At 33.8% G+C, this 13,110-nt stretch carries 7 protein-coding genes; 2 read left to right on the forward strand and 5 right to left on the reverse strand.

Features of this window, described 5'->3' with window-relative positions:
• Positions 1-260: 260 nt before the first annotated feature.
• The 5 genes from Q0951_RS11290 to Q0951_RS11310 form a co-directional block, all read right to left on the reverse strand.
• The gene (locus Q0951_RS11290; protein ID WP_299336916.1) at positions 261-2,162 is read right to left on the reverse strand and encodes a putative porin; all 1,902 of its coding nucleotides are present in this window, start codon (positions 2,160-2,162) and stop codon (positions 261-263) included.
• A 240-nt stretch (positions 2,163-2,402) separates the two neighbouring features.
• Entirely contained in the window at positions 2,403-4,280 is a 1,878-nt protein-coding gene (locus tag Q0951_RS11295; protein ID WP_299336918.1) for a S8 family serine peptidase, read from the reverse strand.
• Between the two features lie 168 nt (positions 4,281-4,448).
• Positions 4,449-5,231, reverse strand: a complete 783-nt coding sequence (locus tag Q0951_RS11300; protein WP_299336919.1) for a hypothetical protein — start codon at positions 5,229-5,231, stop codon at positions 4,449-4,451.
• Between the two features lie 20 nt (positions 5,232-5,251).
• Entirely contained in the window at positions 5,252-6,745 is a 1,494-nt protein-coding gene (locus Q0951_RS11305) for a RagB/SusD family nutrient uptake outer membrane protein (protein WP_299336920.1), read from the reverse strand.
• Between the two features lie 11 nt (positions 6,746-6,756).
• On the reverse strand, positions 6,757-9,798 hold the full coding sequence (locus Q0951_RS11310) for a SusC/RagA family TonB-linked outer membrane protein (RefSeq protein ID WP_299336923.1): 3,042 nt from the start codon (positions 9,796-9,798) through the stop codon (positions 6,757-6,759).
• Positions 9,799-10,001: 203 nt separating this feature from the next.
• Between Q0951_RS11310 and Q0951_RS11315 the strand changes: the two genes are divergently transcribed.
• Together Q0951_RS11315 and Q0951_RS11320 are read left to right on the forward strand one after the other, a co-directional pair.
• Entirely contained in the window at positions 10,002-10,604 is a 603-nt protein-coding gene (locus Q0951_RS11315; protein WP_299336926.1) for a ribonuclease HII, read from the forward strand.
• A 27-nt stretch (positions 10,605-10,631) separates the two neighbouring features.
• Positions 10,632-13,064: a ribonuclease HII gene (locus Q0951_RS11320; RefSeq protein WP_299336932.1), complete on the forward strand. Its 2,433-nt coding sequence runs from the start codon at positions 10,632-10,634 to the stop codon at positions 13,062-13,064.
• The last annotated feature ends 46 nt before the right edge of the window (positions 13,065-13,110 follow it).

Raw genomic sequence — 13,110 nt, forward strand, 5'->3', positions numbered from 1 at the left:
TAAGTACTTTATCACTTAAGCGGGTGCAAATATAAAACCCTTTTTTTTATCCCACAATACTTATCTGTACTTTTTTTTAAAATTATTTTTAAAACTTAAATTAGTAATCAAATATTGTGTTAGAACATCACTAACGTATCCCGTTAGCGGGTGCAAATATACAACCACTATTTTTATACCACCAAAACTTTTTTCATCTTTTTTCTATTTATTTTTTTTATAATTCCGCATAGACTATAAATGAGGGACATAGCAAAACTTTACAGAAAGAAATTCCAGACTAATCCAAAGCGTATATTAAAATCTCTGTAAGGATTATTAGGTGCAGAGAAGTAATCGTAACCAGTAAAAGAAGAATTAAAGTGTTCTGCTTTCAGGAAAATCCTAGTTTGTCTAATTTTAGCATTAATAAAAAAATCCAATCTAGGAAATCCACTAATTTTCGTTTGGTTTTGGGTGTAGAATTCAGCAAGCAGAGGATCGTATCCATCCATATAATAATCACTGAAATAATTAAACGTAATTCCTGTTTGCAGATAAAGTGCATTATTTTTAAAAAAATGATTAGAGTAATACAGGGTATTTCTCAATATAATTTCGGGTAAGTTAAGCGATTGTGTATCATCATCAACACTTTGGTATAGGATAGAATTATCGAGTGCAAACTTCCCTAACCTTATTTCCTTATCTAATCTTATTTTGAAAAAACTAACTGACTGGTTAAGTTGTTTTGGTTTTACGATATTGAATTCTGAATCCGTTGATATTTCAGAATCAAAGAAAGATAAATTATCAATAGTGGTATATTGAATGGAGGCATTCAAAAGCTTCTTTGATTTTAGGGTAAAACCTAAATTATAAGTTTCTTGATTGGAGAAGTTTTCAATATTATTCCAATTATAATTTATATAGTCACTCTGATACAGCAGAAGATTATAATTTGGCGAATTAGAATTTATTCCAATGTTACCTCCAATAAGAATATCCTTATTTAAATCATAGGACACAGTTCCTGCTAGAAAACTGTTATTGAAGTCACCAACAATATTGGTACCAATATCAAAATCATATGAGAGCCTTTTAATTTGATTAGAATATCTTCCTTGCAGCCCAATTACTTTATCTTGTATTCTGTTGGGAATTACCTGATCACTTAAAATTGTCACTTTATCATATCCATAATTGACATCATTATAATTTACACCAAAACTTATATTTCCTAAAATTGAGTTTCTGTAATCTACAGATAGTTTTGTATTAAAATTCTCCAATGTAACCCTATCTCTAATATCTGTTTGATTGAAAGATTCTCCAAAAAAGTTTACACTATTTGTTTGATCGAATTGATAATATTTATCTTCAAAATTGATAATATTCTTGATTGATAAAGATGTACTGACAGAGTCTGTAGGTTGAATTATATAATAGGCATGGTTTAGATAAAATCGCTTACCAACCAGAATATTTTCAGCATTATCAAAATTAGGATCAAAAACTGATCTGTCCTCAAAATCTTCATCGCCAGATATAAAATTTTGAATATCTTCATTCTTCAGACCTCCATTTTCCTGATTTAACAAGTCTTGAGTTGTTATGTGTGCTTTGGCATTGTATCGTCTATTTTTGGTTTTATAATTCGTTGTGAATCTTAAATTACCAGTACTTGTCAGCGCATTTTGATAATTACCTAAAGATCTAAGTCCTTTATATGCAATTGAGAAATTAAATTGTTTTGAAGTATTAACAGTAAAAAAAGCATCTAACAATTGACCTTGCTGAAAAGCGGTTTTAAAGAATAATTCAGTTAAAGGTGTTGGTACTTCATAATAGTTGATATCATCAACTTCCATGTAATTGAAATGTCTTGCACGAGCACCAAACATTGGGAGTAACTCTTGATTAGAAAAATCTTTAGTGAGTTGATTGTAAGTTTGTCCTAAATTAGCAAATTGCAGCAAACCAAAATTATCTCTCCTCAAATAATTAAACTTGTATTCCTTCCTAATGGACAAGGTGGTATCAACATAAGTTGAATCGCCTCTGTCAGAAATAATTAAATATTGACTAATAAGTGCTTTATCTTTTGATCCTTTACTCTTTTTTAATGCACTTGAATCTCTAGCAGTTCGATTCGACGGCCTTTTTGATTGATCTCTATTCAATTCTTCTTGACCATATGCAAGAATACTTAATAATAGAAAAATTAAACTGAATTTATATTTAAGGTAATTAGAATACAATATAATTAAGTATTGAATTTAGGTTTGTTAAACGCTATTATATAAAACAAAAGCGAGAATACTAGTTAAGAATTCTCGCTCTAAAGATAATAATGTATAAAAATAAAAAGCTTAAATTAATTGTAAAATATCCTTTTTATTTTTTGAAAGCTTTTAAATCAGTTAGTACTTTATAACTTTTGAATTAGATATAGAACTACCTTGTTTAATTGATAGTATGTAGCTACCGTTAGCTAAATTAGACACATCAATTGTTTCAGTAATTCTGGAATCGAATACATCAAGAGTCTTATTGTATACAACTCTACCTTGTAAATCAATCATTGTGAGAGTGATATCTAGATTATTCACTGGTTCAAAACTAAGGTTAAAGACATCTCTTGTTGGATTAGGCCAGAGTTTTGAGTCAAATACTGACACATCGTCCACGCTTAAGCTTATATTCTTTCCTGACACAATCAAAGAAAAGTCTTGTTCTTGTGGTTCGAAAGGTGTTGCTCCCTGAAGTGTACCCTTATGAGAAACGGTTAATGTATACGTACCTGTTTCAGGGGCTTCAATATCGATACGTTCAACATTATCTGCAGTATTATCTCCTTTTGTACTAGTGACAGAGGTTCCATTTAATTCAAGTTTCCAAGGCAGATAATCTACACCATCTTTTGTTAATCTAATATCCAAATCATTTACCAATCTTGATGCAGTATTGTTAGAATCATTATCAATGGTTAATACACCTCTTACATCAGTCCAACAGATCGTAGCACTTAATTTCTCTCCTTCTACAGCACTAAACGTAGTAACATATGTTTGTCCATTAAGTAACGTTTGTTCATCTAAAATGGCTGACCCATTAGTGTCTCCAGTAATTAATTCCGCAGCAGCTCTAGCATCTAAAAATCCCCAACCAAATCTTGGATCTGGTCCAAAAGTATCGAAATCCTCTAAAGCCGTGTGACATACCAGACCTTTTAATGTTGAAGCGTTCATATACACTCCATGCAACTGTTCATAGTACTGTTGTAATAATACTAGTGTTCCAGTAGTATTAGGAGCGGACATAGACGTTCCGGAAGAATTTCCATATGTTCCACCCGGAAATGTTGAAAACACTCCTGTTCCAACAGCAGCAATATCTGGTTTTACTCTTAAATCATCAGTTGGTCCTTGTGTACTTCCTCCACTAATAGACAAACTTGTCAGTTCACCATTGAAAGGAAAAACTGTAGCAGCAGCATTACCTATAACTAAATTATTTTTGGCACAAGCAACACCAGTTAATTTGTCCAAACCTGGAGCCATTGCATCCGAGTTAACAAAAAAGCCATCATTACCAGCAGAAACTACCATTAAGTATTTTGGATTGTTTCTAGCTATTTGATCAACCTGACTAGCATCACCAGTGTAAGCACCTAGTCTCCACTCTTCAAGAAAATCGATAATTAAGCCATAAGAATGATTTGATAAAATAATAGGACTTGTCAAACTGGTAATCTCGGTTAACATCTCAGGTGTGTCATTGAGAAAGTTATATGTGAAGACATTTACGTTTGTTGCCATTCCTTTAGCTGCTGGATTAACACCTTTAGCCGAAATAGTTCCAGTAACATGTGTTCCATGACTTGATAAATCGAATGATCCATCTGTGTTCTCCAATTCTTTATTAAGAACACGTGATGCTGAACCAGAAGCTTCTGCAAATTCAGGGTGATCAATTTGAATTGCACCTCCATCCCAAACACCAACAGTCATACCAGTACCATCAAGATCTAAGCCTAAGGCTCCACCAACTTGTAAATCACTTGTTCTAGTAGCTAATGCAGCTTCATTATTATAAGTTGCAGTATATTGAGGTTTTCCATCAATAACATCTGTCATGGTAGCTGTATTACCACTAGATGTTCTAATGTATCTTGAAACGTTTGGATTAGTAGCTAAAAACTGATTCACTCGTTGAGACTTTTCATTACTAGTTGCAACTAATTCATTATATAATTTTTTGTTTGCTTCAGACAAACTTTCGTATTGTTCTTGAGGCATCTGTTGTGCAGTTAATACTGAACAAAAAAGGCATAGTAATACTAAGGGATAAAATTTTAACATAACTTCTTCTTTTTTTTATAAAAATACAACATTTACCTAATAACATACAAATAAAAAAGGGCTACCAATATTGGTAGCCCTTTTTATTTATAGAATATTTTATTCTTAAGGATTCACTGAGAATGGCGTTGATTCAAATGATCCATTATCTAACTCACCCTCACCAGAGGCGTGTGTTAAGATAGAACATGTCAATGCATAGTTTCCAGTTAGAGTAACTCCTCCACCAGTACCTAGCTGACCATCACCATACGAATCATACAAGGTAAAGATGTAATCTCCATCTGGCAAGAAAAAGTCTGCTTCAAAGGTTTGTGGCTGTGTTGAGTTGATTGTCCAAGGGAAAAACTCAGCAATCACTACGTTACCATCTGCATCTGTGATGTCAAAACTAGTTTCAGTTGCCCATACATCAGAAACGATCAATAAGTTCATATCATTACAAACGATTTCTCTAAAGTATTCGATCTCTACGGTTTCAAAATATGCAGTATCTCCTGCATCAGGATTGATTGAAAACACTAAGTTTTTCACATCTCCATCCTCTCCAGTAATTGAAGAGAAATCAAATGATACATCCAAAGACCCACTATAAGATCCAGCAGGAATCACAATAGAACCTAAAGAGTACTCTCCAGCTTCTCCAGTAGTTCCTTCAGCATCAACAGATACAGAAACGTTTCTGTCCTGAGTAGATACTGTTGTTACACTTACAGGAATAGTTAATACTAAATCTTCCTGTGGTATTGATAAGCTATAGCTTGTTTGACCGAAAGAGTATGCTGATTGCCCATTAATTGGATCAAAATTCTCTATGTCATACTCACAACTTGTGTAGGTGAATACTACAAGTAAAGCCAGAGCTAATTTTAATATATTATTTTTCATAATTATAAGATTTTTAATTGTTAGTATCCAGGGTTTTGTTGACCACCTATACCGTTATTAGCGTTAATCTCGATAATTGGAATAGGTAAAGTGAATCTAAAATCACTAGCAGATAATGTACAAGCACCACTTTGCGTAGTACAATCTGTAACATCTCTATCAACTCCTCTGTTAGCTGCAGTTCCAAGACGTTTTAAATCTTTGTAACGGTGTCCTTCGTAGCATAACTCGATTCTTCTTTCTTCTAAGATACCAGCATACGCTTCTTGAGCAGAACCAAATGATGGTGCCGCTTGAGCAGAACCGAAACGTGCATCTCTAAGTTGCTTGATAAGGTTAGCAGCTCCAGTAAGATCATTGTTGATCGCTACTCTAGCTTCAGCTAAGATTAATAACATTTCAGAAGATCTGAATACTTTTAAATCGTTCATTAAAGGACGACCTTCAGAACCAGGATACTTTTGAATCACAAGGATATCAGTGTTCACTGGATCAGGATCGGTTGCATAATCTGGATTGATTACTGAACTAGGAGCTACTACAACATCAAATCTGATATCAGCAGGATCTAAAAGGTTAAATACACCTCTATCCATTTCAAAGTATGGAGAACCTGATAATGTTGCATCAACGAATGCAAAACGAGCACCAGCCCATCCACCTGCGGCAACTGAACCAGTAGTTCCTTGTCCGTCATAAGCATCATTAAGTGTTCTTTCTAATTTGAAGATCACCTCAGTATTGTCAGCATCTAACCACATGTTCTCATATTGAGTTCTGTTAGCCAGTGGATAAGCAGATAATAACTGACTAGCCAATGTTTGAGCAGTTGGATAATCTTTTCTTGTTAATGCTGCTCTAGCTCTCATCGCATTGATCCCATCTGTAGAGATAAATGTTGGATCAGACTGAACATTACTTAAGCTCAATGCAGTGTTTAAATCAGAATCGATGTAATCCCAAAGCTCACCTGTTGTATTTCTAAGTGGCTGATAATCTAATGGTGCTACAAAATCAACAACTGGCGCTGCTAATGTAGAGTCATCAGAAGGATCTGGACTAAAATACGTCATTAATTCTAAGTTAGCATATGCTCTTACAGCATGAGCCTGAGCTAAGATATCATTGTATAAATCTTCTTCTCCAGCTTCTGGTGTAATATTACCAGCAGCTTCAATAAGAATAGTTGCTCTGTTGTTTGCTCTGTAGTTTCTTACCCAGAAATCAGATGCAGCTGTACTACCTGCATTTATTACGAAATCGTATAAAGCGAAACCTTGTCCACCACTATCAAAACCAACAGATAATTCATCTGTAAAGTTTGATGACAATGCAATTTCAGGAGTTACATCCCATTGGTTGTATACAGCAAGGAGACCTTGTTGTAAATCGTCAACCGATTGAAAAGCGTTTATCGCGTCTAATCGACCTGGTTGTCTGATATCAATTGCGTCGTTACATCCCATTACTATTGTAAGGAGTCCGACAAATATTATTTTACTAAATTTTTTCATATTTCTTTTTTTTAAAATCCTAATTCGAATCCTACAGAGATTGTTCTTGGTGTTGGGTAAGATCTTTGACCTCCTCTAGAAGAAGCATCAAATCCTCTCCATTCAGTCCAAGTAAATAAGTTTTCTCCATTTACGTAAACTCTAGCGTTTGTAAGTCCAGTGTTCTCTAAGTATTTAGCAGGAACATTGTATCCAAAACTTGCGAAACGTAATCTAACGAAGTCTGCACTTCTTAAGAAACGGTCAGAGTTTCCAAATGAGTTTCTGTTAGATGCAGAAGGTGAAGGAATATCAGTTACATCTCCTGGTTGAGACCATTCTCTCAATACATCAGCAGAAAGGTTAAACTGTCCTACATCATCTTGATCAATTAAACTTGCATAATCATTGTCAAAACGATCTACACCAAACACATAGTTAAATTGTGTTTGTAAGAAGAAGTTCTTATAATCGAAGTTAAGTTTAAAACTACCATTCCAATCAGGAATAATATTCTTATCTAACCATACACGGTCATTATCAGCATCAGGGTTTTCAGTAACATCTCCATTTGCAGTTAAGTATAATAAGTTACCATTTGCTGGGTTAACACCTACATATCTTAATGTGAAAATTTCGAATAATTTACCTCCGTTACGACCTAGACCAATGATTTCTCCTTCTGGGTTAGGAATATCCTGTAACTCAGTTTCGTTGAAGTTACCAACAATACCAACTGTAAAGTTAAAGTCACCAGCAGACTTAGCTCTAAATACATCGTAATCAACGATGAAATCAAAACCTCTGTTGAATAACTCTCCTGTATTAGCATTTTGCTGAGTTACACCAGTTGTAGCTGATAAAGGCGTACTTTGGAAAAGCTCAGTAGTTTGTCTTTGGTAAACATCAAATGAACCACGTAATCTACTGTTCCAAACACCGAAATCTAAACCTATGTTAAGAGTAGTAATAGTTTCCCATTGTAATGAACGGTTACCTAATTGTGCTAATGCAATAGAGTTAGCATTACCATAACCAGATCCAGTTGCGAAGAAGTCTTCAGTTAAATCTGGACCTCCAAAGTAACCAGCACCTACGATATCTTGGTTACCCGCTGTACCATAAGACGCTCTTAATTTTAAGTTGTCAATTGCTGAATCATCCATGAATGCTTCGTTAGAAATATTCCAACGTCCAGAAACAGACCAGAATGTACCCCATCTGTTAGAACCAGCAAAACGGTAAGATGCATCTCTACGTACTGTAGCTCCGAAACCATACTTGGTATCGTAATCGTAGTCTAATGAAGCAAAGTAAGAGAATAAACCTGCATTTAAGATATTTGCGTTTGCTGTATCTTGGAATAATCCATTTGCAGGAGCAATAAATCCACTACCATCTCCAGGGAAGAACGTTTTAGGATCTAAACCATCTTGTCTGTATCCAAATGTTCTTAAGTGAGCTTTAAAGTACTCTGTATATAAACCTACATCAACAGTATGCTTATCAGCAAATGTCTTGTTAAAGTTTAATGACGTTACTTGGTTGTAAGAGAATTGTCTTGTTGACTGTTGGAATTGGAAACCAGATGTTGGGTTCTCAGCACCACCAAATAACAAAGCGTTAAATGATGTTGGTCCTTCAGCACGAGTTAAGAACTCACTTTGGTAATCTGCAGATAATACAACTCCAGCTGTTAACCAGTCTGTAATATCATAATTAAAGTTTGCACTACCAATAGCTTTAACCTCTTCCTCAAAACGCGTATACGTTCTTAATCTATCTAATAAGAATAAAGGTGTGTTTGTAAATGAAAGTGGAGCTAATAAATCTGCACCATCAACATAATCTTGATCTGTAATATAAGGTACAGATTCAAATGCACCTAATACGTAGTTTCTGTTAATTGCAGTACTACCGATACTATTTGGCTCATTTGACTTAGAGTAGTTAATAGATAAGTTAGCACCATATCTAAATTTCTCATTTGTAGATTTCCCACTAACGTTTGTTCTTAAGTTGAAACGTTTCAAATCTGAATCTTCTAATACACCTTCAGTATCTTGGAAACCAAATGATGTAAACTGAGACGTATTTTCACTACCACTAGTTAATGATAATGTATGACTTTGTGTGACACCTGTACGGAAAAAGAAGTCAGTCCAATCAAAATTTGGAGCTGCTGCAATTTGCGCATCTGTTAATGGTGTACCATTTCCAGGGTTGAATTTACCTGTACTGTTACCAGCACCTGCACCATTCCCTCTGTCTCTTTCATAAGCTAAAAGCTGTTGAGAAGACATTCTATTGTAATCATTATCTTGAAGTGTACTGTAAGCTACAAATCCGTTGTAGTTCACCTTAAGTCCTTCTCCAAAATTACCTTGACGTGTTTTAATAACGATTACACCATTCGCACCTCTGTTACCGTAAATTGCTGTTGCACCTGCATCTTTCAATACATCAATAGAAGCAATATCTTGCGGGTTAAGAGATCTGAAGTTGTCCTCATCAACTGGAGCACCATCAATAATGAATAAAGGCTCCGTGTTACCATTAATAGAAGCAACACCACGAAGTTGAACTAATGAATTACCACCTGGCTGACCAGAACTAGTTGTAATGTTCAGACCTGGTGCTTGACCAGCTAGTGTTTGAACAAAACTCGCATTCGGTCTGTTTTCAATAGTTTCTGCTGACACCCTAACGGTAGCAACATTTGAAGTTGCTTTAGTTTGAGTTTTGTACCCAGTAACTACAACTTCTTCTAGTTGGTTATCAAATTCCATCGCTACGTTAATAGTCGAACCTGAACCTACTAGCATCTCAGTATTTTTCATACCTACATAAGAAAATACTAAAGTTTCACCAGCAGATGCTTTCAAGGAATAATTCCCATCAAAATCTGTTTGTGCTCCTCTTGTAGTTCCTTTAACAATTACAGAAGCTCCAGGCAATGGTAAACCATCGTCTTTAGTTGTAACTGTTCCTGTGATTGTTTTCTCTTGCGCGAAAGAGAGTTGCATCACAAACGCCATAAAAAGCGTCATTAACCATGTTAACTTTAATTTCATAAAACAATTATTTGAGTTAGTCTAGCGCAAACATCTTAATAATATATTAAATAAACAAGTATTTATACTAAAAAAATGTTAACAAGTAATTAAATTACAAGTCTCTATTTTTAGCATGCTAAGCCTTATAATTACTAGTAATTAGATACATAAACATTAAATTGGTTGCGTTAAAATTTTAACTTTGTCCAAACTTTAACATTTTGACACTAAAATCTTCATTTTCAAATTTCAAATTAGAATGCGGGACTGACGAGGCCGGAAGAGGCTGTCTGGCAGGCCCAGTAACTGCTGCAGCTGTTATTTTACCACACTCATTCTCTAATGATTTACTCAACGACTCCAAGCAACTCTCTGAAAAGAAAAGAAACTTACTTAAACCATTGATTGAAACAGAGGCGGTGTCATATTCGTTTTGCCACATTTTTCCTGATGAAATTGACACAATCAATATTTTGAACGCTTCTATTTTAGCCATGCAAAAATCTATTGATCAATTATCTTCCAAACCGGAATTCATCATAGTTGACGGAAATAGATTTAAGCCTTATCACGATATTCCTTTTAAAACAATTGTTAAGGGCGACAGCAAATACCTTTCTATAGCTGCCGCATCTGTGCTTGCAAAAACCTACAGGGACTCGTATATGGAACGTATTCACAAAGAATTTCCAGTATACAATTGGAAACAAAACAAAGGGTATCCTACAAAAGAACATCGTGCAGCGATAAAAAAATACGGCATTACTAAATACCATAGAAAATCTTTTAGATTATTACCAGCACAACTCAAATTAGAACTCTAACTTTTTATATTTGTAAAAATCTTTCAAATGAAAAACATCTGGTTCTTAGTTTTTTGCTTTTCTTTCTTTTTTAATTGCGAAAACTCTAAATCAAAATCACTAAATCCCTTATCCCTTGTCCCAGAAGACTCAGAAATTATTATTAAAATAAATTCATCAGAAGGTTTAGAGAACGGACTTAAAAACAACTCGCTAATTAAAGCCATTGAAAGTTACTCTCAAGTAAAACATCTCAACACTTCTTTAGCGCCTTTTTATTATGTTAATAAGCGTCATAGCTTACTTGCATTTTCAAGATCTTCAAATGATAGTTTGGAAATCAGCTACATCGTTCCTTTTTCAAAAGAAAGCATATCTCTAGATTCAATTTCAGGATTAGAAATTGATTCTAAATTCAGTTCTGAGAAACCAATCAAAAAACTGATGTACAATGAAAACATATTCTACAGCACACTAGTAGACAGTGTTCTATTTGTTTCAAATTCTCTGATATTAACCAAAAATGCATTGATCAAACCAAAAGTAAATACTGAATTAGAATCATTATACAAGTTGTCTAACAATGAGAAAATGGTTTCTGTTTTTATTGATAATACCAAAAAAAACACCTTTCCAACTCAATTCAAAGATTCCTTACTAAATTCATATCAGTTTACAAATTACACTGTTTTTGATAGTGACATTTCACAAAATTCAATTTTCATCAATGGCATCACAAAAGCAAAAGACTCTACAAAAAGCCTTATCAATATTTTTAAAAATACCATTCCTCAAGAAAACAAAATAGCCTACGTATTACCAAATAATGTAAGCAGCTTTACCAGTGTAACATTTAACGATTATGAAGTTATAAGAGCAAATTTGATTCAGCACAAACTAGAAGACTCTTTGACAAACCACTCCAATATCTTTCAAAATGTTATTGAAGTTGGACAATTTAGGAACACTTCCCAAAAAGCTATCGTATTAAGATCTATTGATGCCGCTTCAACACTAGACAACATCAATTCTTTGACCATTTCAGACGAATACAGAGGCGTAAACATCTTCCAAATAGACGATGCGATGCCTTTTTTGAATAGCTTCAACCCTATTATTACAATTGAATCAGCTAATCATTTTATTAATCTGGACGACTTTTTTATATTTTCTGAAAATATCGATTTTCTTCAGTCAATTATTTCAAATTATCAAAATAACACAGTTTTATCTGAATCTGATGCTTATAAAAATCTTATGCTAGACCTAAGTGACGAATCCTCGCTACTACTATATGGCAACGCCTCTGAGTTAAACGATATTTTAAATACCAATTTTACTGACGATAAAAAATTAAATATCTCTGACTATAAATCATCATCAATACAATATATTTATGACACAGATTTTGCACATGTTAATGCAGCAATTAAGACTAACAAGACACGAGGAAAACACAATGTGGTAAGTGAAGAATTAAATATTTCGTTAGACTCAGATCTTGCCTCTGCGCCACAATTGGTAAAAAACCACACTAACAACCAAATGGATATCATTGTTCAAGACGTCAATAACAACATTCATCTTATATCCAACAAAGGTAAAGTGTTTTGGAAAAAACAATTAGACGGTAAAATAATGGGTGACATAAAACAAATAGACATCTATAAAAATGGTCGTTTGCAACTCGTCTTCAACACCTCAAAACGTCTCTATATCTTAGACAGAAACGGAAATGACGTCAAACCATTTCCTTTAAAATTCAATGATAAAATCACACAACCCGTATCTGTTTTTGATTATGACAAAAAGAAAAACTACCGCTTGATGATTACACAAGGTAAATCTGTTTTGATGTATGATAAAAACGGAAAAATAGTAAGCGGCTTCAAATACAAATCTGCAAAAAACGAGATTTCCTCTCAACCCAAACATTTTAGAATAGCTAGAAAAGATCACATCGTTTTTGCCCATGGTAATACTCTAGAAATTCTTGATCGTGTCGGAAAAACAAGAATAAAAGTTAAGGAGAATATCAGTTTCTCAGGAAATGAAATTTACCTCTACAACAATAGATTTACAACATCAAATACCAATGGCGAACTTTTAGAAATCAACCAAAACGGCAATGTAAATCATAAAAACTTAAACGCAAATGATGAACATAAAATTACAACTACCAGTAAAACTCTTGTTGTTTTAAACGAAAATAAACTGACGATTAAATCTAAGACAATCGATTTAGATTATGGCGATTACACAGCTCCAAAAATATTCTATATTAATGATAAAATATATGTGACGATAACAGATTTACAATCAAAGAAAGGCTACTTGTTTGATAGCCAAGCTAAGCCTATTGCAAATTTTCCAGTATATGCTAATTCAGAACTTACCCTCAATAACATCGACAAAGACAAGTCTTTGGAGGTGATTACCAAAGGTGACAATGATGCTATTATCATATACAAAATCCAGTGATTTCTATATTTTTAGATATGACCAACTATACATAAAAAGCGACTAA

The organism is uncultured Psychroserpens sp. (genome assembly GCF_947501425.1).
In the GTDB taxonomy this organism is placed as follows: Bacteria; Bacteroidota; Bacteroidia; order Flavobacteriales; family Flavobacteriaceae; genus Psychroserpens.